This is a genomic window from Embleya sp. NPDC001921 (assembly GCF_053594475.1).
The window spans coordinates 54,817-75,811 of the sequence record NZ_JBSFEO010000052.1; the positions used below are offsets into that span (position 1 = coordinate 54,817).

The following is a 20,995-nucleotide window of genomic DNA, read 5'->3' on the forward strand; positions in this document are numbered from 1 at the left end:
CCTTCGAAAGCAGCGGTTCCCCGACACGGACCGTTTCCGTGCCGAACACGCCCGGTCTACCTACCCCCGAGTTCACGACAGCGCGCGTCTTGACTTCGAGTTCACTCCAACTCGTACGCTCCCGATCATGAACGACAACGCACCCGAGACCACCGACACGACCTCGGACACCCGCTACGAACGCGGCCTGGCCGTACTGCGACAGGTGGCCGGCACCGATCGGCCCGCCGTCCTCGACAGCCTCGCCGACATCGCCCCGGACCTGGCCCGGTACACCGTCGAGTTCGGCTACGGCGACATCTACTCGCGATCCGGACTCACGCTCCGACAGCGGCAGTTGGTCAACGTCGCGGCGCTGGCCGCACTCGGCCGCGCGGAACCGCAACTGCGCTTTCATCTGGCCGGCGCGCTCAACGTCGGGTGCACGCGGCGCGAGATCGTGGAGACACTGATCCACGTCTGCCTCTACGCCGGCTTCCCGGCCGCGCTCAGCGGACTCGGCGCGGCCCGCGAGGTCTTCGAGACCCACCCGGCGGCCGGGGAACCCACACCGGCCGAGCCCCCCGCGCCCGGCGAGACCACCGACGACCGCTACCGCCGGGGCCTGGCCGCGCTCTCCGAGATCGACGGCCACGCCGGCGAACAGGTGATCGCCTCGCTCCGCGACATCGCCCCCGATCTGGGCCGGTACCTGCTGGAGTTCGCGTTCGGCGACGTGTACGCGCGCACCGGCCTGGACCTGCACTCGCGCGAACTCGCCACGGTCGCGATGTGCACCGCGCTCGGCACGGCCGCGCCGCAGCTCGCGGTGCACATCCACGCCCTGCTCAACGTCGGCGGCACCGAGGAGGAGGTGGTCGAGACGATCACCCAGATGGCCGGCTACGCCGGTTTCCCGGCCGCGCTCAACGGCGTCGCCGTCGCCCGCACGGTCTTCGCCGAGCGAGCCGCGCACCCGGACCGGAGCTGGGGCGTGTCCGAGGGCGTGGCTGTGGGCCTGTCCGAGGGCGTGACTGTGGGCCTGTCCGAGGGCGTGGCTGTGGGCCTGTCCGAGGGCGTGACTGTGGGCGTGGCCGCGGGTGTGGCCGAGGACGCCTCCGCCGCGTCGTCCCGCGGCAGCACGTACGGGTCGCGACCCGGCCCCCGCCCCCACGCGATCGGCGCGAAGCGGCGGTAGAGGTTGAACACCGGTACGCAGTCCGGCCGCGGCCGCCGGGTCGACCCGCCGCGAGGCATCCGGCCGCCGCCGGTGGGTCAGACCTGGTAGCGGTTCGGGGCGAAGGCCCGGGGGTTGTCGCGGATCCAGGCGGACGTGCGGCGCAGTCCCTCGGCGAGGTCGACGCGGGGCTTCCAGCCGGCGAGTTCGCGAGCCTTGGTGTTGTCCGAGAGCAGGCGTTCGACCTCGCTGCCGGTCGGACGCAGGCGCGTGGGCTCGACCACGACCTCGGCGTCCCGGCCGGAGGCGAGGATCAGCGCCCGGGCGAGTTCACCGATCGAGACCTCGGTGCCGGTGCCCAGGTTGATCACCTCGCCCAGGGTGGCGTCGGCCAACGCCACCGCCAGGAACCCCTCGGCGGTGTCGGTCGCGTAGGTGAAGTCCCGGGTCGGGGTGAGCGAACCGAGCCGCACCTCGCGGCCGCCCGCGTGCAGTTGGGCCAGGATCGTCGGGATCACCGCACGGGCCGACTGGCGCGGACCGTAGGTGTTGAACGGCCGCACCACCGACACCGGCAGCTCGAACGCGTACCGATAGGACAGCGCCATCATGTCCGCGCCGATCTTCGACGCGGAGTACGGCGACTGCGGCTGGAGCGGGTGGGTCTCGGCGATCGGGGCGACCAGCGCGGTGCCGTACACCTCGCTCGTGGAGGTGTGCACGAGCCGGGCGCCGTGCCGCACACACGCCGCGGCGACGTTCTGCGTGCCGACCACGTTGGTCTGCACGTACGCCTCGGGTGCCTGGTAGCTGTACGGGATCCCGATCAGCGCGGCCAGGTGGAACACCGTGTCGCAACCCGCGACGGCGTCCAGGACACGATGCGCGTCGCGAACGTCGCCCGCGAGCATCTCCACCCGCCCGTCGGCCATATGGGCGGCGAGGTGGCCGCGTTCGGCGTACGGCTTGTAGTGCACGAGTGCGCGCACCCGGGCGCCGCGTTCGACCAGCAGGTCGACGAGCGTGCTGCCGATGAAGCCTTCGGCGCCGGTGACCAGCACGGTGCGGCCGGTCCAGTCGGCCGGGGCCGGGGCCGAAGTCGGGCTCGGGGTCGGGGTGTTCGGGTCGAGGCTGGTGGTCATGCGATCCTCCGGGATTCGTCGGTGTGCTGCGGAGCCGGTGCCGCGGACCGGCCGATCGTGCGCAGCACCGCGGCGGCCAGTCGGTCGGCGGCGTGCGCGTGGGTGTCCGGCTCGCTCGCGCGGGCCATCGCGGCCAGCCGCAACGAGTCGGCGAGCAGCGGTTCGAGTACCGCCGCCAGGTGCTCGCCGGTGCACGCGGCGTCCGGCACGAGCAACCCGGCGCCGGCGTCGCACAACACGCGGGCGTTGTGCGTCTGGTGGTCGTGCGGCGCGTACGGGTAGGGCACCAGCACGGCGGGCACGCCGATGGTGGCCAGTTCCGCGACGGTGGCCGAGCCCGCGCGGCAGACCACCAGGTCGGCGGCGGCGTACGCGAGGTCCATCCGGTCCAGGTAGGCGACCGCCTCGGCCACCGGGCTGCCCGCCACCGCGGCCCGGACCGCCTCGAACGCGGCCGGGCCGGTCTTGATCAGCAGTCGCACGTCGGCGCGCTCGCGCCAGCGCCCGGCCAGTGCGACGGCGGCCTCGGTCAGTCGCGAGGCGCCCAGGCTGCCGCCGTTGAACAGCACCAGGCGCGCACCGCGCGGCACCCCGAGCCGGGCCCGCGCCTCGGGGCGCAGCGCGGACCGGTCCAGCCCGGCCAACTCGCCGACCAGCGGCATGCCGACCGTCTCGGCGGCCAGGCCCGCGGGCAGGTGCTCGCGGGTGCGGTCGAAGGCGAGCGCGACGTTCGGGGTCAGCCGGGCCGCGAACCGGTTGGCCCGACCCGGTACCGCGTTGGACTCGTGCACCACGCTCGGCAGACCCGCGAGCCGCGCGCCGACGATCGCCGGCGCGCTGGGATAGCCGCCCATCCCGACCGCGACCTGCGCACCCTGGGCGCGCAGGATCTCCCGGCAGCGCAGCCCGGAGCGCAGCAGCGCCGCGGGCAGCAGGTAGCGGCGCAGCCCCAGCGCCGCGTCGAAGGGAATCATGTCCACGGTGTGCAGCCGGTAGCCCGCCGCCGGGATCAATCGGGTCTCCAGACCGCGATCGGTGCCCACGAACGAGATCACCGCTCTCGGATCGGCGCGCCGCAACGCGTCCGCGAGAGCCAGCCCGGGGTAGATGTGGCCGCCGGTGCCGCCGGCCCCGATCAGCACCGAGAGCGGCCGGTCGCCGGGCCCTTCGTCGAGGTGTTCCGCATGTCCTGAGCGCATGACACCGAAGCCTCACGGCCCGGGATAAGAGAGTTCTAAGCGTCCCTTTTGAGAGCCTTGGCCCCATGGGCAACGGACCGAGAGTGCTGGTCGTCGACGACGACCCGGAAGTACGCGCCGCCGTCGAGGACGGCCTCGCGGTCGAGGGCTACCTCGTGCGCGGCGCCGCCGACGGCCCGGCGGCGCTGAGCGAGGTGGCCGGTTGGCAACCGGACGCGATCGTGCTCGACATCCTGATGCCGGTCCTGGACGGCCTCGCGGTGTGCCGCCGACTGCGCGCCCTCGGCGACCGCACCCCGATCCTGGTGCTGACCGCGCGCGACTCGGTCAGTGACCGGGTGGACGGGCTGGACGCGGGCGCGGACGACTACCTGGTCAAGCCGTTCGCGCTGGACGAGCTGACCGCCCGCCTGCGCGCGCTGCTGCGCCGGGTGGCCCCCGAACCGGCCGAGGAGCGCGCCTACACCTACGGCGACCTGACCGTGGACCCGCGCACCCGCACCGGCAACCGGGGCGGCCGGCCACTGGAGTTCTCCCGGACCGAGTTCGCCCTGCTCGAACTGCTGCTCCGGCATCGGGGCCAGGTGTTGCCCCGCGAGGTGATCATGGACCGGGTGTGGGGCGCGGACTTCGGTCCCGACTCCAACTCGCTCGCGGTGTACATCGGCTACCTGCGCCGCAAGCTCGACGCGGGCGGCGAACCGCGCCTGGTGCACACCGTGTACGGGGTGGGCTACCGGCTGGACCGCGACCCGGACCGCGGGTGAGGGCGCACGCGCGGTGGCGCAGGCGTCGGCCGCTGCGCACCCGTCTCGCCCTCGCCTGCACCGGCGCGGTGGCCCTGGTCGCGCTCGGGGTGTGCGCGGCGGCGTACACGATCATCCGCTACGAGTTGGTCCATCAGCTCGAACTGAACCTGACCCAGCAGGCCACACAGGTTCGGCTCCAGCACCGCGCCGACCCGCCGGGCGTGCTCCAGGGCGAATGCGCCTACCTGGCCGCCCCGCCGTGCGCCCAGATCGTGCCGGCCGACCCCGGGGCCGACCCGTCCGCGCCGTATCTGCTGCCGGTGGGGTCCGCGACACGCGAGGTGGCGGCGCGCGAACGCCGGGCGTTCCACACCAAGGTCACCGTCGGCGGCCGGCCCGCCCGGATGCTGACCACCCAGGGTGGTCCGGGCAAGGCGATCCAGGTGGCGCTGCGCTCGGACGGGGTGGACAAGGGCGTCCGGCAGGTGGGCGAGCTGATGGCGGCGGTCGCGGCGGCGGGCGTGTTGCTCGCGGCCGGGCTGGGCTACGCGGTGGCCAGGACCGGCCTGGCCCCGGTGGCCCGACTGACCGCGACCGCGAAGCGGATCGCGGCGACCCGGGACGCGAGCCTGCGCATCGATGTGCCGCCGGGCCGACGTGAGGACGAACTCACCAGCCTGGCCGGGAGTTTCAACGCGATGCTCGGCGAGCTGGAGCAGTCGGTGACCGCGCAGCGACGGCTGGTCGCGGACGCCTCGCACGAGTTGCGCACCCCGCTGACCGCGCTCCGCACGAACGCGGAACTGCTGGGCCTGGCCGACCGGTTGACCGCGGATCAGCGCGAACGCGCGAGCGCCGGGCTGCAGCGTCAACTGCGCGAGGTGACCGGCCTGGTGAACGACCTGATCGAACTGGCCCGGGACGAGGAGCCGCAGCCGCTGGTCGAGCAGGTCCGGCCGAGCACGCTGGTCGGGCACTGTGTGCGGGCGGCCCGGGGCCATTGGCCGGCGGTGTCCTTCGAGTTCGTCGATCTCGCGGGCGAGCGCACGGTGCCGGGCGTACCCGCCCGGCTGGCCCGACTGGTGTCGAACCTGCTCGACAACGCGGCCAAGTTCAGCCCGGCCGGCGGCCCGGTCGAGGTGGTGCTCGGCGTCGACCTCGAACTCACCGTGCGCGACCACGGTCCCGGCATCGCGCCCGAGGACCTGCCGTACGTGTTCGACCGCTTCTACCGGGCCTCCGCCGCGCGGGCGCTGCCCGGTTCCGGGCTCGGGTTGGCGATGGCCCGACAGATCGCCAGGGCACACGGCGCCACGCTCACGGCCGAGTCCGCACCCGGCGGTGGCGCGCTGTTCCGATTGCGGTTCGCCGCCGCGCCTTCGGCCGCGGCACCCCCGGCGCCCCCGACGACCGCGCCACCGGCCGGCGGGCCGGCGAGCGGACCGGGCTGACCGACACGGGCGATTCGGGCGGGGCGGGCGGGGCGGGCGGGCCGGGCCGGGCCGGGCCGGGTCAGCCCCGGTCGGGGATCAGGTGCCGCGAGCCGTCGATGCCCACACCCTCGCGCCGCAGCGCCCGGGTGCGGTGCTCGCGCGGGCTCAGCCCCCGGACCCGCTTGAACGCCGTGCTGAGCGCGAACGCGTCGCCGTAGCCCACCTTCTCGGCGACCCCGCCGACCGTGGCCGTCGGCTCGCACAACAGGTCCGCGGCCAGCGCGAGGCGCCAGCCGGTGAGGAAGGTCATCGGCGGCTCGCCGATCACCTCGGCGAACCGGCGCGCCAGCGAGGCCCTGGACACTCCCGCCTCGGCGGCCAGCGACGCGACCGTCCACGGCTGCTCGGGGTTGTTGTAGATCAGGCTCAGCACGTGCCCGATCACCGGATCGCGGTAACCGCGGTACCAGCCCGGCGCGTCCGTGCCCGAGCGGGCGAACCACGTGCGCAGCATGGAGATCAGCAACAGGTCCAACAGCCGGTCCAGGACCGCGTCCTGCCCCGGCCCGTCCTTGACGATCTCGTCGGCGAGCAGCGGGATGACCGGGGAGTCCGACTCGTCCGCGCGGATCACCGCGAGCGTGGGCAACGATTCGAGCAGCGAACGGCTGACCTCGCCGGCCATCTGGTAGGTCCCGGTCAGCATGATCGTCTCGGCGTCCGCGCTGTTTCCCCACGAACGCACGCCCAGGGCCATCTCCTTGGCCAGGTCCCGCCCTTCCGGGGTCGAGCAGCGCTGGCCCGGATGGATGATGATCTGCGGCTGCGAACCCGGCTCGTCGGAGATCCGATAGTGGTCGGGGCCGCGTACGACGGCCACGTCGCCGGCGGTCAGCCGTACCGCGTCCCCCCGGTCGAGCGCGATCCACGCGTGCCCGCGCACCATCGCCACGATGGTCAGCGGCGCCTCGTCGTGGATCCGCATGGACCACGGCGGACTCAGCATCGAACGCAGCAGGAAGGCGCCTTGCGCCCGAGGCCCGTTGAGCAGACTCGCGAGAGCGTCCATGCCGAAATCTTAGACGATCAAACATGTAATTGGGCGCTTCAGCGATGTTAACTCTCACCGCCAGGGCCTTGAATAAAGCCATGACGACGAACGAGCAGCACACCGCGAACACCACCGACACCACCACGCTGGTCCTGGGCGGGACCGGCAAGACCGGCCGCCGGATCGCCGAGAAGCTCACCGCGCTCGGCCGTTCGGTCCGGCTCGGCTCCCGGTCGGCGCCCATCCCCTTCGACTGGGAGGACCGCACCACCTGGGCCCCGGCCCTGCGCGACATCGACAGCGTGTACGTCTCCTTCCAGCCCGACATCGCCGCCCCCGGCGGCGCGGACACGGTCGGCGCGCTCGCCGACCTCGCGGTCGAGAGCGGCGTCCGGCACCTGGTCCTGCTGTCCGGTCGGGGCGAGCCCGAGGCGCAGGACGCCGAGGCCCGGGTGCGCGCCTCCGGCGCCTACTGGACCGTCGTGCGGGCGAGTTTCTTCGCGCAGAACTTCGACGAGGGCGAGTTCTTCGGCCCGATCATGAGCGGCGACCTGGCGCTGCCGGTCGGCGACGTGGGCGAGCCGTTCATCGACGTGGAAGACATCGCCGACGTCGCGGTGGCCGCGCTCACCGAGGACGGGCACACCGGCCAGGTGTACGAGGTGACCGGTCCCAGGCTGCTGACCTTCGCCGACGCGGTCGCCGAGATCGCTCGCGCGTCCGGCCGGGAAATCACGTTCACGCAGGTCCCGTTGGAGGCATACTCGGCGGTCCTGGTCGAGCACCAGGTACCGGCGGAGGTCATCGACCTGCTGTCCTTCCTGTTCGGCGAGGTTCTCGACGGGCGCAACGCACACGTCTCCGACGGCGTGCGGCGGGCGCTCGGCCGGGCGCCTCGCGATTTCTCCGACTACGCACGTGACGCCGCCGCCCGCGGTGTCTGGAAGGTGTGACCATGAGCGGCCCCCTGTTCATCCTGACCCTCGTCGCGGCCCTGGGCTGCGCGAGCATGGGCGGAGTCTTCTTCGGCTTCTCCTCCTTCGTCATGGCGGGCCTCGGCCGGCTCCCGGCGGCTCAGGGGGCCGCGGCCATGCGGTCGATCAACGTCACGGCCGTGACCGCCCCCTTCATGGCCGGCCTGTTCGGTACCGCACTGCTGTGCGTGGGCCTGGGCATCGCGGCGATCGTCTCGTGGGGCGAGGCGTACGCGGTCTATCTGCTCGTCGGCGCGGCGCTCTACCTGGTCGGCACGATCGTGCTCACCGCCGGGTACCACGTGCCCCGCAACAACGCGCTCGCCGCCGTCGAGCCGAACTCCGCGGCGGAGGAGCGGCTGTGGGCCGGCTACCTCGCCGACTGGACGCGGGCGAACCACCTGCGCGCGCTCTCCGGCATCGCGGCGGCGGCCTTCCTCGTCATCGCCCTCACCCGCTGACCCCGGCTCCGCAACCACCCGAACACCGCAGCACCGCAGCACCGCAGCACCGCAGCACCGCAGCACCGCAGCACCGGCGACACGATCACCAACCACTCGACAACGGGGACCCCGGCATGAATCGGCAGCTCAATCCACCCGAAACCACTCCCTCGACCCGAACCGCCGCCATCCTCCTCGGCGCCACCCTGGTCACCACGGGCCTGGTCGCCGGTGTCTACTTCTGCTTCGCCGTAGCGATCATGCCGGGCCTGGGCCAGGTCGACGCCCGCACCTTCGTCGACGTCCTCCAGCAGGTCAACAAGCGGATCGAGAACCCGGTCTTCTTCGCCTGCTTTTTCGGCGCCCCGATCCTCGGCGCGATCTCGATCCACCGCATCCGCAAGCTGGGCAACGGCGAAACCACCCGCTGGGTCGTCGCCGGCGTCGTCCTCGCCTTCGTCGGCATGCTGATCACCATCGGCGGCAACATCCCGCTGAACAACAAGATCAAGGACGCCGGCGACCCGGCCCGGATCGCCGACCCCGAGAAGCTGCGCGACGACGTCGAGAACGCCTGGATCGCCTGGAACATAGCCCGCACCCTCGCCGCCACCGCCGCCCTGGCCGCCCTCACCCGAGCCATCCACCTCCTCCCCCGCACCACCCGCACCCCCTGACCGAACACGCAGGAAGACCCGCCTCGGTGAGCGATTGCTCGCCGGAGCGGGTCTCGGTGTGTTGGCGGTCGTCCACCGCGCGGTCCTCGGCGGACGCTGCTCCATTCCGGTGAACGATCGGCATTCGAGCGTCCTGCCCGGCAGCCGACTCGCACATTGGTGCGATGGACTTCATGGATCTGCGCCGTCCCGAGTACTCGTACATGTTCGGCTTCCTGCAAGCCGACGGTCACCTCTCCGCAGACTCCCGTCAACGCGGCCGACTGAGCCTGGAAGTAGGCGTCTGCGACCGTGAGTTGTTGGAGCGCTTCCAGCGCCTGTGCCCATACCCGAGTGCGATTCGCGAGCGCACGCGCACGACCAACTTCTCGGCCGAACACACTTCGGCGACCTGGTCCGTACACGCGCTGGAGGCCCGCGAGACTCTCCGAAGCCTGGGATTGCCCTACGGCAGAAAGTCCGCCTCGATCGGCCCGCCCGACAACGCTCATGTCGCGCGTGACTACGTACGCGGGCTCGTCGACGCGGACGGCGCGGTCGGCATGACGGCCAAGGGCTATCCGTTCCTGAGCCTGACCACGTCGAGCCGGCCCATCTCGGACTATTTCTGCGCATTCGGCCTGGCCATCAGCGGAGTACCGCGACACCCCGGCAGGAACGTTCGCGATGGTGTCTTCAACATCCTCTACACGAGCGATCCGGCCGTTGCGATCGCGCGCGAGCTGTACTACGACGACAGTCTCGCACTCGCGCGAAAGGCCGCGAAGGCCGAGAGTGTCAAGGCTTGGGAACGCCCGGCCCACATGCGAGCCCGATCGGCACCACGTCGCTGGAACGAAGCCGACGACACTGTCGTGCTGTCCCACCCGGCCGATATCGCCGCTGAATTGCTCGGCCGAACCGTCGCGAGCTGCGCCATCCGCCGATGGCGGCTTGCCAAAGCGGGGGAGCCGGTCGAACCGGCTCCCCCGCAGTTGACGCTGTTCTCGTGACGCCCCGTCAGCCCTTGACCGTGATCAGCGGCTTCAGGTGCGTGACGATCTCGACCAGATCGGACTGCTGGCGCATGACCCGATCCAGGTTCTTGTACGCACCCGGGATCTCGTCCACGACGCCCGCGTCCTTGCGGCACTCGACACCCTCGGTCTGCTCGACCAAGTCCTTCACGGTGAACCGCTTCTTCGCGGCGTTCCGGCTCATCTTCCGGCCCGCCCCGTGCGATGCCGAGTTGAACGCGTCGATGTTGCCGAGGCCGCGCACGATGTACGAACCGACCGCCATCGAACCCGGGATAATGCCGAGATCGCCACTGCCGGCCCGAATCGCGCCCTTACGGGTCACCAACAGATCCACGCCGTCGTAGGTCTCCTCCGAGACGTAGTTGTGGTGGCACGAGATGGCCCGATCGAAGGTGACCTGGCGCTTCGTGAAGTACTTGGACACGACCTCTCCGTACAACGCGAGCATCAGATCCCGGTTGAGCCGCGCGTACTCCTGCGCCCAGTACAGATCAGCGCGGTACGCCTCCATCTGCGGCGTGTGCGCGATGAACACCGCGAGGTCCCGGTCCACGAGATCCTGGTTGTGCGGCAGCGACTGCGCAACACCGATGTGGTGGTCGGCGAGTTCCTTGCCGATGTTGCGCGAACCAGAGTGCAGCTGGAGCCACACCCGGCCCTCGTTGTCGCTGTCCAGGGACAGGTAGTGGTTTCCACCGCCGAGCGTGCCCAGCTGGCTCGCCGCCCGATCCCGCCGGAAGTGCACCGCCGGAGCCAGCTCGTCGAACCGGCTCCACATGTCGTCCCAGCGCGCGACCGGGAACGCGTGCAGCTTCCGCACGTCCACCGGCTCCTTGTGGCCCATGTGCCCCACCGGCACATTCGCCTCGATCCGCGAACGCAGGTGTGCCAGGTCGTCCGGAAGGTCCTTGGTGGTGAGCGAGGTACGGATAGCGGACACGCCACAGCCGATGTCCACGCCCACCGCCGCCGGGCAGACGGCGTCGCGCATGGCGATCACCGAGCCGACCGTGGCACCGCGGCCGTAGTGCACGTCGGGCATCACGGCGAGGCCGTGCAGCCACGGGAGCGTGGTGATGTTGCGGAGCTGCTGCATGGCCTGACCCTCGACCGCGGCCGGGTCGGTCCACATGCGAATAGGTACCCGGGCGCCCGGGACCTCGGTGTACGACATATCTGGATTATTCTCCTGAATAGGTATGGCTGAACATGAGCGCGTCGGCTCGAAGTCTTGGTGGGCTGCCCCGGCGCACTCCGGGGAGTGAGTCCGGGTGCGGCACGGGGCAGCCGGTGGCGGGCGCCGCAGGGTTGGCGACTGCGGGACCCGCGGAGCGGGAGCGAAGCAGGGGTTACACGCGGCGGGCCGAGGCGCCTTGGACGGGGCATCGGCCGTTGTCACGGAACCGCACCGGCTCGCTCCTCTCCCTACGAGGACAGGACACACGGAAGGACCTGTCGTGGCTCGGCCTCCATCAAGCCACGGCAACGGCCCACCCCGCAAAGGATTTTCCGGGCCGGGGCGGGCCGGACCGGGGCGGGGACGGCCGACGCGCGCCCCGCGCGCACACCCGCGCGCCGCTGTGACAGCCAACCGGGTCGGGCGTACATTCCCGAGGCATGTTCGTCGTCGGGGTAGCCGCGTGGATCACCGCCGTAGCCTGTGTCGTCTTCGGGCGCGACCGCCATCGGCCCCGGGTGCGACCCGTGGTCCGCGACTTCGACGGCGACGGGCCCCGGGAGCGCACCGAGTTCCCCCGAGCCGCCCGGGCCGGATGGATCGCAGGTGTCGCCGCCGCCGCGGTGGGCTCGGCGGCGTTCGTGCTCAGCGTCAGGTGAGCCGAGCCGACCGCTCGCCCGGGTTGCCCAAGTAGCTCGGGGCACTCGGGGCACTCGCATCCGCCGGATCACCCGGGTCGCTCACGGCACTCGGGTCCGTCGAACCACTCGCGTCGCCCAGGCCGCCCAGGGCACTCGGGTCCGTCGAATCACCCGGGTCGCCCAGGCCGCCCGGGTCGCTCAGTTCGCCCGGGCCACCTCGGGTCACCCGGGCCACCCGGGTCACCCGGTTCGCTCAGGTGAAGACGACCGTGCGGGTCCCGTTGAGCAGCACCCGTCGCTCGGAGTGCCACTTGACCGCGCGCGACAGCGCCTGGCATTCGACGTCGCGGCCGACCGCGACCAGGCCGGCGGGGGTGACCGCGTGGTCCACCCGCTCGACCTCCTGCTCGATGATCGGGCCCTCGTCCAGGTCGCCCGTGACGTAGTGGGCGGTCGCGCCGATCAGCTTGACCCCGCGCGCGTGCGCCTGGTGGTAGGGCTTGGCGCCCTTGAAGCTCGGCAGGAACGAGTGGTGGATGTTGATCGCCCGGCCCTCGAGCTGCTTGCACAGGTCGTTCGACAACACCTGCATGTAGCGGGCCAGCACCACCAGTTCCACGTCGTTCTCGCGCACCAGCGCGAGCAGCCGCGCCTCGGCCTCCGGCTTGGTCTCCCGGGTGACCGGAATGTGGTGGAACGGCACGCCGTAGGAGCGGGAGAGCTCCTCGAAGTCGCGGTGGTTGGACACCACACCCACGATCTCGATCGGCAGCGCGCCGATGCTGCTGCGGAAGAGCAGGTCGTTCAGGCAGTGGCCGAACTTGCTGACCATCACGAACACGCGCATCCGCGCGTCCCCGTCGTGGATCTGCCAGTCCATGTGGAAGGACGCGCCGACCGCGGTGAAGCCGGCCCGCAGCGCGTCCAACTCGACGCCCTGCTCGGCGGTGAAGTGCACGCGCATGAAGAACAGGCCGGTGTCCCGGTCGCCGAACTGCTGGCTGTCCACGATGTTGCAGCCGGTCATCATCAGGAAGCTGGCGACCGCGTGCACGATGCCGCGCTTGTCCGGGCAGGACAGCGTCAGCACGTACTGGCTGCCGGTCGACACGTCACCGCTGCCGTCGACAGGCTGGGTCTGCTCGGTCATGGACGCGCCCTTCTTATCCATCTGCGGCATTGGTTTCGGCCTTCCGGATGCCCGATCCGCCGGCTGTTCGCGCGGCCCGATCCCGGACGGGACCCGGCCGGCCGGGCGGCCCGGCCGGTCGTACAGGATCCCACGTCCCGCGCGGGCTCAGCGCCCGCCGGTGCGGATGCGGAGCACGTCGAGCGAGTCGGGGGGCGCGTCCGGGTCGTCCTCGTCCGCCTTCGCCAGCGCGACGTGCGCGGCCCGCGAGGTGGCGACGACCTGCGGCCAGCGCGCGTGGGTGAGGTAGGCGGGCGCGGGCGCGTCCTCGCCGATGTCGTGCAGGACGGCGAGGATCTCCACCACCGCGGCGTCCACCAGCGCGGCCTCGTCCGCGTCGACGACCAGGCGCCCGATGTAGGTGGTCGCGGACCAGCGGTCCAGCCACGAGTCGCCGACCAGGCGATAGACGGCGTCGGTGATCGAGCCGTACTCCGGGCGGCCGGCCAGCCAGGACTCGCGCTGGAACGTCGGGTCGCCGAACATGTGCAGCGCGGAGCGGACCTGGGCCCGCCAACGCCACCACGGAACGGTGCTCTGGCGCATACGTGTCATCGTGGCGCCTCCTCCCCTGTCCCCGCTTCGGTTTCGCCGATCCGATCCCGTTTCGTTCCCGATCGGTTCCGGACGGGATGCTTTCGATCACCTCTAATTTCCACCGATCATGCCGCAGACCGGACCGATCCCGACAACCGGGCGGTCCGGTCGCGGGTCGGTCGGCCGCGCGGCTCGCTCAGTCGACGATCTTGATGGTGATCAGCCCGCGCTCGACGTCGTACACGCGCAGCGCGGCCACGTCGAAGCCCGGGTGGTCGCGGATCCAGTTCTGCGCCACGAGCAGGATCCGGGCCGCGGTGTTGAAGGTCTGCGCGGCCTCGGTCGAGTAGTCCCCCGGCAGGTGCGAGGACAGGTCGGTGTCGATCGCGACCTCGTACTTGCCCTTGTGGTCCAGCGTCAGCCGCACCTGCTGCAGACGCGTGCCCTCCGGGGTGGTGTGCAGCGCGGCCAGCATCGCGGAACCGTAGTCGTCCGCGGCCGGCTTGCGGTCGTCCCGCTCGGCGCCGAGCCGGAAGTCGATCGCGTCGCGGTCCGAGTCGAGGATCTCGATCCCGCCGACCCACAACGCCGGATGGTCCTCCGCCCACTGGGCGGTCTCGGTGAGCAGCTTGCCCGCACGGTCGCGGACGATCTCCTCGGCCCGCGTGTCCGAACCGTTGCCGCGGACCAGGTCCGTTTCGAGCGTGACCTTGTAGACCTTGTACGAGCTGGCCACCCGGACCTTGCTCACGTGTATCCCGTGCGGGGTCGTGCGCAGGTGGGTCAGCAGCTCGGTCCCGTAGGCACCCGATTCGGGAGTGTCGCCGGCGGCGGCGGGCGGGACCACCGGCGGCACCGAGCCGCTCGGCCGGTCCGCGGCGACGGGCTTGGGGCCCTCCGAGGTCAGGCGCGCCGAACTGGGCCCGGCGGTGGCGACCGTGCCGGCGACCCGGTCGGTGTCGGGCGATCCGGAGCACGCGGCGGCACCGGTGATGGTCGTGGCGAGCAGCACGACCGTCGACAGTCGTGTGCGCTTCCGTATGCGTATCAAGGTTCGTGTTCACCCCCTGTCACCCGCCCATGGTGCGGGTTGGCCCTCGGCTCCTACCAGGCGGGGGGTGGCGGGCCCTGGAAATATACCGCTTTGCCGGTACCCCGATCCTGGACCGGGACTTCGGGCTCGACGGGTCCGAAGAACCCGCGTCAGGGGTCGACGGCCAGGCGGTAGCCGCGTTTGGTGACCGTGCGGACCAGGCTCGCGTACGGGCCCAGCGCGGCGCGCAGTCGGGCGATCGCCGCCTCCACCGCGTGTTCGTCGGTGCGCGTGTCGGCCCACACCCGGCGCAACAACTCGGCCCGGCTGAGCACCCAGCCCGGCTTCTCGGCGAGCGCGCGCAGCACCGCGCCCGGTACCGGGGGCAGCCAGATGGTCCGACCGTCGACCAGCAGCGCGTTGCCCTGCAGGACCAGGCGCTCGGTGCCGGTGTCCAGTTCGCGGCGGGCCCGGGCGGGCAACGTCTCGGTGATCGTGCGCACCAGCGAGCCGAGCCGGCCGCGCTCGGGCCACACCGACTCGACGCCCTGCTCGGCCAGCGGCCGCGCGCACACCGGGCCGATGCACACCGGCAGCACGTCGGCTCGCAACGCGGCCAACACGTCGGCCCGGCGGCCGTGTTCGTCGGCGGTGTCCAGGAACGCGCCGATCGCGGGCGCGCTGGTGAAGGTGAGCGCGTGGAGCTCCCGGCGCGCGGTCTGCTCGACCAGGCGGCGCACCGCGCCCGGGTCGTCCGGCGGCCCCCAGCGATAGACCGGGATCTCCAGCACGTCCGCGCCGCGTTGGCGCAGCGCGTCGGCGAAGCCCTCCAGCGGCGCGCCGTGTTGCTGGACCGCGATCCGCCGCCCGCGCAGGTCGCGCGCGAGCAGCCAGGCAAGCACCTCGTCGCCGGCGTCCGAACCGGGCGAGTACACCTCGCGCAGGCCGCACGCGCGCACCGCGGTACCCGCCTTGGGCCCGCGGCTGACCACCACGGCGGCCCGGCACGCGGCGGTCAGCCGGGCGCCGCGCCCCCAGCCCTCGGCGGCGGCGAACCAGCCGCGCCAGCCCACGCCGGTGGTGGCCACCACGTAGTCCAGGCGACGGTCCAACGCCTGCTCGGTGGCCCGGCGCAGGATCGTGTCCTCGGCCGGCGGCACGATGCGCACGGTGGGCGCGTCGACCACCTTGGCGCCCAAGCCCTGGAGCAGGGCGACGAGTTCCTCGCGGCGCCGGGCCGCGGTGACGCCGATGGTGAACCCGATCAGCGGTTCGTCCCCCGTGCCTGTCTCCATGGGGTGAGACTCGCCGACGTGTGTTACGGCTCTGTTGCCGGACGGTCACGCGGGAGTTAGCGCGTGCGTCGAAAGCCGCCGGGGCCGGGGCGGGTCCGCCGGCCTCGCGTTCGCCGTCCGAACCGGACCGGGCGAGTCGGGGGCGCGGAACTCGTCGGCGACCGGTCCGGAGCGGTCCCGCCGGCCCGGAGTTCGCCGGCCGGCGGGACCGGCGCGGGTCCGGGGCTCAGAACTCGCCGGCGGTGCGCTTCTTGAGGTTGTGCTCGGTGGCGATCGGGTTCCACAGCCCGACCACCTTGTTCTTCGCGGTGGTGGCCCGGCCGCTCGCGCGGTCGGCGGCACGCTTGTGGTCGGTGTTCTCGGCGTGCTTGCCCTTGCAGCCGCCCTGGGCCATCTCGGTTCCCCAGGCCGCGAGTTCGCGGTCCGACTCGGCGGAGGCGGTCCACGCGTCGCGTAGGCCCGCGACCAGTTGGGCACCGCCGGTGAGCTTGTCGGTGGACAGCTTGGCCAGGCCGGCGAGTTGCTGGTCGCGCTGCCGGGCGGCCTCGTTCAGGGACTGCGCGCCGGCCGCGGGGTCGTCGCACTTCTGGATCCGCTGTACGGCCTGGGACACCACCTGGCGGGATCCGGCGCCGGCCTGGAGGAGCCGGTCCACGGCGGACGCCTGGGCGCCGGCCTCGTCGGCCTTGGCCGGCGGTGCGGTGGTCCCGGGCGTGCCGGTGCCCGACGGGTCCGGTTTCGCGGACGAGCCGGTCGCGGCGCCCTTGTCCGCGTTGTCGCTCTTGTCGTCGTCGCCGAACGCGCCGCTGGCGAACACGCCGATCGCGGCGACCACGACGAGCGCACCGACGCCGGCCGCGATCAGCGGGGTCCTGGGCCGCCCGGAGCCGGAGCCGCCGCGGCCGTCCGGCCCGGGCCCGTGCGGCGGGGCGCCCGGCGGCGCGTACTGCGGGGAGTACTGCTGCGCGGCGTATCCGGCGGGCACGGGCGGCCCCGCCTGGCCGGGGGCCGCGGGCTGCGCCGGGTAGGCGGGAGGCGCGGGCTGCGCCGAGTAGGCCGGCGGCAGCGGTTGTCCGGAGGTGCCCGCGGGGCCCGGTCCGGCCGGCGAGGCGCCGACGTCGTCCCGGAACAGTCCGGCCGGGAACACCTGGGTGGCGTCGGCCGGTCCGGCGGCGGGCGCCGGGCCGGAGCGGAACAGGTCCGGCCCGACCGCCGGACCGGCCGACGCGCCGGCGGCGCCGGGCGCCCCCGGGGGCGCGTGCATGGGGCGCGGCGGTACGTGCCCCGGCGCGGCGGGCGGCGCGAGCCCGGGCAGCGGCGCGAGGCGGGTGGCTCCGGGTTGCTCGGCCGGGCCTCCCGGTGCCTGCGGGTGGGGCGGGTTCGTCCGATACGGCTCGCTCGGCGGGTAGGGCGGGCCGCCGTACTGCTGCGCCGCGCCGTAGGGCTGCTGTGGCGCGCCGTACCCCTGTGGCGGGCCCTGGTCCGCGTAGTCCTCGAACCTCGGCAGCACCTCGGTCTCGTCGCGCGGGAGTTCGAGCGGACCGAACGGCGACGGCCCCGGCGGCTGCTCGCCGCCCCCGCCCCGTTCGCCCCCGCCGCCGTCCGCTCCACCGGATCCCATGCCATCCACCCGTTCGTCGCCTCGAGCCGTCGCGCCCGGCGGTCGCGCGACCGTCCGGTTCGCCCGGCGGCCGGTACCGCGTTTCGCCCGACGGTAACTCAGACGTTCGAGTGGCGAACAGCGGCGCACCCCCGGGCGCCCCGACCCCGCCGGCCACGATCGGCCGGCGGAACGCCTCTTCGCGCAGGTCGGCGGCCCGCGCGCGGCTCAGACCGGGACGGCGTGCGCGGCCTCGGCGAATTCGCGGACCACGTGCTCGTCGCGATACGGCTCCAGCCGGCGCTGGAAGTCCTTGAGGTATTCGAGGCCGCGCGCCGAGTGCAGCCGGCCCACCAGGTCCAGCGCCTGTGCGCCGACCGCGCACGCCTCGTCGAGCCGGTTCTGTTGCAGGTGCGCGGTGGCCAGCAGCAGGGTGTCCACGGCCCGCCGCCGGACCCGCGTGTCGGCGTGTCCGTCCAGGGCCGCGCGGGCCGCCGCCTCGGCCTGTCGGGGCCGGTCCAGGTCGCGGTAGCAGTGCGCGAACTCGTCGGCGAGGTACGCCTGGGAGAAGTGCCCTATCCACTGCGGATCCTCGTCCGGCGTCGCGACGTCCATCGCGGACTGGGCCCGGGACAACGACGCCTCGCACGCGCGCGCGTCGCCGAGCAGCGCGTGCCCGCGCGCCTCGGCGGCGTGGAACATCGCCTGGGTGGTGGGCGTGGCCTCCTGCTTGGCGCCCTCCTGCGCGGCGCGCGCGAGCTGGGTGATCTCGCGCGGGTTGCCCAGGCTGCCCGCGAGGTGGCTCATCCCGGCGGCGAGCACGTATCCGCCGTAGGCGCGGTCGCCCGCGGCCTGGGTCAGCCGCAGGGCCTGGATGTAGTAGCGCTGGGCGAGACCCGGCTGGCCGGTGTCCACGGCCATGTAACCGGCCAGCTCGGTGAGGCGGGCCACGGCCGCGAACAGGGCGCGGCCCGTCTCGTCGGAATAGGTCCCGTTGAGCAACTGGGTGACCACGCTGCCCAGGTAGTGCACGACGACCGGGCGGATGTGGCCGGCGCCGAACCGGTGGTCCAGCGCGGACAACATGTCCGTGGTCGCGCACACCGCCTCGATGTCGGAGGCGCCCACGCGCGGCCCGCCGATCCGGGCCACCTGCGCGTCCGGCTCGGTGATCAACCAGTCCCGGCTGGGCGCGACCAGTGCGGCCACCGCGACCGAGGAGTTGAGCAGGAAGTCGCGCCGGTTGACGTCGCTGCGCCACAACTCGGTGACCACCTCGACGGTGGCCGCCGGCGTGGCGGCGAACTGGAGGCCGACGTTGGTCGCCAGGCTGCGACCGTCGGCCATGCCGATCTCCTCGACGGTGACCGGCCGGCCGAGCTTGCGGCCGATCGCCTCGGCGATCAGGTTGGGCACCGCGCCGCGCGGCTGTTGACCGCGCAGCCAGCGGGCCACCGAGGTCTTGTCGTAGCGCAGGTCCATGCCGTGCTCGGCCCCGCACATGTTGACCCGGCGGGCGAGCCCGGCATTCGAACAGCCGGCCTCCTGGATCAGTGCCGTCAACCTTTCGTTGGGCTGCCTGCTCGCCTGCGTTCGCGCGGCCATCGGCGTTCCCTCCCCGACCCGTCGGTGCGGGCTTGTGGCATGCGGGATCGGCGCGACGGGGATCCTCCGGCCCCGTCGTGTCCTCGCCCTGATGCCTGATGAGTCCGTGATGCGTGTCCAGCGGACGTCATCCACCTGCCGAGATCCGGACCGGCCGGAATTGCCGATGTTGCCCGGCAGTCGTATGAAATGTCATCCGCGTACGGAGCGTAGTGACCCGTATAGAGCAGCGGATAGGGCACCCTTCATTGCGCCCCCTGGTCTGCACCCATGCGCCCCCCTTGCGCCGGATGGCCACCGATGATCCCGTCGCCCCTGATCACCCGGTTTCACCCACCCGGAGCGCGACGCTCCGGCGCGCGACCCCGCACCGTTCGGGGCCCGCCGTACGGGTGGCCACGAGTGCGGCGCCGGCCGGCCGTAACCATCCCGTGGTCCCACAGTTGTGCAGCACGTGGAAGACACCCTGGGGGCCCGGCAGCTCGCCCGCGACACGCTTGTAGAGTCCGCAATCCGTTACGCCGAGGACCGGCACTGGGACGTGGTTCCCGGCGCCTCGGTGATCGAGAACAGTGCGGGGCGTCGTTGCAGCTGCGGCCATCCCGGATGCGCCACCCCGGGCGCGCACCCCATCCTGCGCGACTGGGCGGTCCAGGCGGCCAGTTCGCCCGCGCTGGTGCGGCGCTGGTGGAGCGAGCACCCGGACGCGGCGATCCTGCTGCCCACCGGTCGCGGCTTCGACGTGATCGACGTCCCGGAACAGGCCGGCTGCCTCGCGCTGGCCCGCCTGGAACGCATGGGGCTGCCGCTCGGCCCGGTGATCGCGACCCCGACCCGGCGGCTGCAGTTCCTCGTGCTCCCCGGCGCCCGGGACAAGATGGGCGAGATGTTGCGCCGCATCGGTTGGGGCACCAGCGCGATCGACCTGATCCCCAAGGGCGAGGGCGACTGGGTGGTCGCCCCGCCGTCCCGGATGGGCAGCTCCGGCAGCGCCTCGTGGGCCCGCGAACCCACCGAGCTCAACCGCTGGCTTCCCGAAGCCCGTGAACTGGTGAGCCCGATCGCCTACGCCTGCGGCCGAGCACTGGTCGAGGCCAGGTAGCGAACACCCTGCCAAGTGGCCGCGAGGTCCCACCACGCCGCCGCATCGCGGTAACTCCGCAGCCATCCCACCCGAAGGCACGGGTGGGCGGGCGGGCGCAAAACCCCGATCCACCCAAGAGGCAACGCAAGGGCCCTCGCACCCGAACCGTCTCGGATACGAGGGCCCATCAACCCGCGCGCTACGCGCAACTACCGCGCGGCCACGAACACGTGCGACGCGACCTCCGGCGACAGCTCCGCGGCTTCGCCGCCGCTGCCCGCCATCACGCCGCCCGCGGACTCGTGCACACTCACGACCGCCCCGGGACGAATCCCGGCTCGGCGCAACGTGTACATCAGTTGGGCGTCGGTCTGCAGCGGCTCACCGAGCCGCCGCACCACGACGTTCTTGCCTTCCGGCCCCGCCGACTCGAGCAGCGTGACCAGCCCGCCTTCCTTGAAGGAGTCGGCGTGCAGCTCCTGGTCCAGCTCCTCCAGGCCCGGGATCGGGTTGCCGTACGGCGATTCCTTGGGATAGCGCAGCAGTTCGAGCAGGCGACGTTCCACCTGCTCACTGATCACGTGCTCCCAACGGCACGCCTCGGCGTGCACCTGTTCCCAGGGCAATCCGATGACGTCCACGAGCAGGCACTCGGCGAGCCGGTGCTTGCGCATGACCCGCGTCGCGATTCCCCGCCCTTCGGGCGTCAGTTCCAGGTGACGGTCACCTTCGACCGTCAACAACCCGTCCCGCTCCATCCGTGCCACGGTCTGGCTCACGGTCGGCCCGCTCTGCTCCAGCCGCTCCGCGATCCGCGCCCGCAGCGGGACCACGCCCTCCTCCTCCAGCTCGAAAATCGTCCGGAGGTACATCTCCGTGGTGTCGATGAGTCCACTCACGACCAGCGGCTCCGTTCTTGGTGGTCCTGCCGTCCAATTCTGACGCACCTGGACCGCCGACGCGGACGTCCGGACGATCGAGCCTCCGCGGC

At 72.5% G+C, this 20,995-nt stretch carries 21 protein-coding genes; 9 read left to right on the plus strand and 12 right to left on the minus strand.

Annotated elements, in window-relative coordinates:
* Positions 1-127: 127 nt before the first annotated feature.
* Positions 128-1,177, plus strand: a complete 1,050-nt coding sequence (locus ACWCPW_RS42035; RefSeq protein ID WP_449766894.1) for a carboxymuconolactone decarboxylase family protein — start codon at positions 128-130, stop codon at positions 1,175-1,177.
* 77 nt (positions 1,178-1,254) lie between these two features.
* On the opposite strand, the gene ACWCPW_RS42040 is transcribed toward ACWCPW_RS42035, so the two are convergent.
* A complete protein-coding gene (locus ACWCPW_RS42040) occupies positions 1,255-2,298 on the minus strand; it encodes an SDR family NAD(P)-dependent oxidoreductase (protein ID WP_449766895.1) in 1,044 nt (347 codons plus the stop codon).
* On the minus strand, positions 2,295-3,497 hold the full coding sequence (locus ACWCPW_RS42045; protein WP_449766896.1) for a UDP-N-acetylglucosamine--N-acetylmuramyl-(pentapeptide) pyrophosphoryl-undecaprenol N-acetylglucosamine transferase: 1,203 nt from the start codon (positions 3,495-3,497) through the stop codon (positions 2,295-2,297). Before ACWCPW_RS42045 ends, ACWCPW_RS42040 begins: the two co-directional genes overlap by 4 nt.
* Before the next feature lie 65 nt (positions 3,498-3,562).
* Here ACWCPW_RS42045 and ACWCPW_RS42050 point away from each other — a divergent pair, with 65 nt between their 5' ends.
* Both ACWCPW_RS42050 and ACWCPW_RS42055 read left to right on the plus strand, forming a co-directional pair.
* Entirely contained in the window at positions 3,563-4,264 is a 702-nt protein-coding gene (locus ACWCPW_RS42050; protein WP_449766897.1) for a response regulator transcription factor, read from the plus strand.
* Positions 4,261-5,697 (plus strand): HAMP domain-containing sensor histidine kinase, encoded by a 1,437-nt coding sequence (locus ACWCPW_RS42055; RefSeq protein WP_449766898.1) that lies wholly within the window; start codon positions 4,261-4,263, stop codon positions 5,695-5,697. Before ACWCPW_RS42050 ends, ACWCPW_RS42055 begins: the two co-directional genes overlap by 4 nt.
* Positions 5,698-5,758: 61 nt before the next feature.
* On the opposite strand, the gene ACWCPW_RS42060 is transcribed toward ACWCPW_RS42055, so the two are convergent.
* Positions 5,759-6,748, minus strand: a complete 990-nt coding sequence (locus ACWCPW_RS42060; protein ID WP_449766899.1) for an AraC family transcriptional regulator — start codon at positions 6,746-6,748, stop codon at positions 5,759-5,761.
* Positions 6,749-6,828: 80 nt separating this feature from the next.
* Between ACWCPW_RS42060 and ACWCPW_RS42065 the strand changes: the two genes are divergently transcribed.
* From ACWCPW_RS42065 to ACWCPW_RS42080, 4 genes are all read left to right on the plus strand, one after another.
* Positions 6,829-7,683: an NAD(P)H-binding protein gene (locus ACWCPW_RS42065; RefSeq protein ID WP_449766900.1), complete on the plus strand. Its 855-nt coding sequence runs from the start codon at positions 6,829-6,831 to the stop codon at positions 7,681-7,683.
* 2 nt (positions 7,684-7,685) lie between these two features.
* Positions 7,686-8,165, plus strand: a complete 480-nt coding sequence (locus tag ACWCPW_RS42070; protein ID WP_406297143.1) for an anthrone oxygenase family protein — start codon at positions 7,686-7,688, stop codon at positions 8,163-8,165.
* Between the two features lie 116 nt (positions 8,166-8,281).
* Complete coding sequence (locus ACWCPW_RS42075) at positions 8,282-8,824, plus strand: anthrone oxygenase family protein (RefSeq protein WP_449766901.1); 543 nt, start codon at positions 8,282-8,284, stop codon at positions 8,822-8,824.
* 164 nt (positions 8,825-8,988) lie between these two features.
* On the plus strand, positions 8,989-9,816 hold the full coding sequence (locus ACWCPW_RS42080; protein WP_449766902.1) for a hypothetical protein: 828 nt from the start codon (positions 8,989-8,991) through the stop codon (positions 9,814-9,816).
* A 7-nt stretch (positions 9,817-9,823) separates the two neighbouring features.
* On the opposite strand, the gene ACWCPW_RS42085 is transcribed toward ACWCPW_RS42080, so the two are convergent.
* Positions 9,824-11,017, minus strand: a complete 1,194-nt coding sequence (locus ACWCPW_RS42085) for an RtcB family protein (RefSeq protein ID WP_449766903.1) — start codon at positions 11,015-11,017, stop codon at positions 9,824-9,826.
* A 443-nt stretch (positions 11,018-11,460) separates the two neighbouring features.
* Here ACWCPW_RS42085 and ACWCPW_RS42090 point away from each other — a divergent pair, with 443 nt between their 5' ends.
* Positions 11,461-11,679 (plus strand): hypothetical protein, encoded by a 219-nt coding sequence (locus ACWCPW_RS42090; protein WP_402233823.1) that lies wholly within the window; start codon positions 11,461-11,463, stop codon positions 11,677-11,679.
* Here the strand turns inward: ACWCPW_RS42090 and ACWCPW_RS42095 are convergent.
* The 7 genes from ACWCPW_RS42095 to ACWCPW_RS42125 form a co-directional block, all read right to left on the minus strand.
* Positions 11,672-11,887, minus strand: coding sequence for a hypothetical protein (locus tag ACWCPW_RS42095; RefSeq protein WP_449766904.1), 216 nt, complete (start codon positions 11,885-11,887; stop codon positions 11,672-11,674). The two genes, ACWCPW_RS42090 and ACWCPW_RS42095, sit on opposite strands and share 8 nt — an antisense overlap.
* Before the next feature lie 27 nt (positions 11,888-11,914).
* Positions 11,915-12,811, minus strand: a complete 897-nt coding sequence (gene purU, locus ACWCPW_RS42100; protein WP_449766905.1) for a formyltetrahydrofolate deformylase — start codon at positions 12,809-12,811, stop codon at positions 11,915-11,917.
* Positions 12,812-12,958: 147 nt separating this feature from the next.
* Positions 12,959-13,396, minus strand: a complete 438-nt coding sequence (locus ACWCPW_RS42105) for an SCO4402 family protein (protein WP_449766918.1) — start codon at positions 13,394-13,396, stop codon at positions 12,959-12,961.
* A gap of 187 nt (positions 13,397-13,583) precedes the next feature.
* On the minus strand, positions 13,584-14,438 hold the full coding sequence (locus ACWCPW_RS42110; protein ID WP_449766906.1) for a hypothetical protein: 855 nt from the start codon (positions 14,436-14,438) through the stop codon (positions 13,584-13,586).
* 152 nt (positions 14,439-14,590) lie between these two features.
* Complete coding sequence (locus tag ACWCPW_RS42115) at positions 14,591-15,715, minus strand: uroporphyrinogen-III synthase (RefSeq protein ID WP_449766907.1); 1,125 nt, start codon at positions 15,713-15,715, stop codon at positions 14,591-14,593.
* 226 nt (positions 15,716-15,941) lie between these two features.
* Entirely contained in the window at positions 15,942-17,336 is a 1,395-nt protein-coding gene (locus ACWCPW_RS42120) for a hypothetical protein (protein ID WP_449766908.1), read from the minus strand.
* A gap of 207 nt (positions 17,337-17,543) precedes the next feature.
* Positions 17,544-18,920 carry a transcriptional regulator gene (locus ACWCPW_RS42125; RefSeq protein WP_449766909.1) on the minus strand — a complete coding sequence of 459 codons (1,377 nt, stop codon included), beginning with the start codon at positions 18,918-18,920 and terminating at the stop codon, positions 17,544-17,546.
* A 445-nt stretch (positions 18,921-19,365) separates the two neighbouring features.
* On the opposite strand from ACWCPW_RS42125, the gene ACWCPW_RS42130 reads away from it, so the two are divergent.
* Positions 19,366-20,022 (plus strand): bifunctional DNA primase/polymerase, encoded by a 657-nt coding sequence (locus ACWCPW_RS42130; RefSeq protein ID WP_449766910.1) that lies wholly within the window; start codon positions 19,366-19,368, stop codon positions 20,020-20,022.
* 191 nt (positions 20,023-20,213) lie between these two features.
* On the opposite strand, the gene ACWCPW_RS42135 is transcribed toward ACWCPW_RS42130, so the two are convergent.
* The gene (locus tag ACWCPW_RS42135) at positions 20,214-20,903 is read right to left on the minus strand and encodes a metal-dependent transcriptional regulator (RefSeq protein ID WP_355538171.1); all 690 of its coding nucleotides are present in this window, start codon (positions 20,901-20,903) and stop codon (positions 20,214-20,216) included.
* Positions 20,904-20,995: the final 92 nt, after the last annotated feature.

What these genes read in the sequence shown, in the direction of transcription:
- ACWCPW_RS42105 (WP_449766918.1), bottom strand. Translation starts at nt 13,396, where the DNA reads ATGCGCCAGAGCACCGTTCCGTGGTGGCGTTGGCGGGCCCAGGTCCGC.
- ACWCPW_RS42085 (WP_449766903.1), bottom strand. Translation starts at nt 11,017, where the DNA reads ATGTCGTACACCGAGGTCCCGGGCGCCCGGGTACCTATTCGCATGTGG.
- ACWCPW_RS42075 (WP_449766901.1), top strand. Translation starts at nt 8,282, where the DNA reads ATGAATCGGCAGCTCAATCCACCCGAAACCACTCCCTCGACCCGAACC.
- ACWCPW_RS42035 (WP_449766894.1), top strand. Translation starts at nt 128, where the DNA reads ATGAACGACAACGCACCCGAGACCACCGACACGACCTCGGACACCCGC.
- ACWCPW_RS42115 (WP_449766907.1), bottom strand. Translation starts at nt 15,715, where the DNA reads ATGGAGACAGGCACGGGGGACGAACCGCTGATCGGGTTCACCATCGGC.
- ACWCPW_RS42045 (WP_449766896.1), bottom strand. Translation starts at nt 3,497, where the DNA reads ATGCGCTCAGGACATGCGGAACACCTCGACGAAGGGCCCGGCGACCGG.
- ACWCPW_RS42125 (WP_449766909.1), bottom strand. Translation starts at nt 18,920, where the DNA reads ATGGCCGCGCGAACGCAGGCGAGCAGGCAGCCCAACGAAAGGTTGACG.
- ACWCPW_RS42090 (WP_402233823.1), top strand. Translation starts at nt 11,461, where the DNA reads ATGTTCGTCGTCGGGGTAGCCGCGTGGATCACCGCCGTAGCCTGTGTC.
- ACWCPW_RS42070 (WP_406297143.1), top strand. Translation starts at nt 7,686, where the DNA reads ATGAGCGGCCCCCTGTTCATCCTGACCCTCGTCGCGGCCCTGGGCTGC.
- ACWCPW_RS42060 (WP_449766899.1), bottom strand. Translation starts at nt 6,748, where the DNA reads ATGGACGCTCTCGCGAGTCTGCTCAACGGGCCTCGGGCGCAAGGCGCC.
- ACWCPW_RS42080 (WP_449766902.1), top strand. Translation starts at nt 8,989, where the DNA reads ATGGACTTCATGGATCTGCGCCGTCCCGAGTACTCGTACATGTTCGGC.
- ACWCPW_RS42050 (WP_449766897.1), top strand. Translation starts at nt 3,563, where the DNA reads ATGGGCAACGGACCGAGAGTGCTGGTCGTCGACGACGACCCGGAAGTA.
- purU (WP_449766905.1), bottom strand. Translation starts at nt 12,811, where the DNA reads ATGACCGAGCAGACCCAGCCTGTCGACGGCAGCGGTGACGTGTCGACC.
- ACWCPW_RS42065 (WP_449766900.1), top strand. Translation starts at nt 6,829, where the DNA reads ATGACGACGAACGAGCAGCACACCGCGAACACCACCGACACCACCACG.
- ACWCPW_RS42040 (WP_449766895.1), bottom strand. Translation starts at nt 2,298, where the DNA reads ATGACCACCAGCCTCGACCCGAACACCCCGACCCCGAGCCCGACTTCG.
- ACWCPW_RS42120 (WP_449766908.1), bottom strand. Translation starts at nt 17,336, where the DNA reads ATGGGATCCGGTGGAGCGGACGGCGGCGGGGGCGAACGGGGCGGGGGC.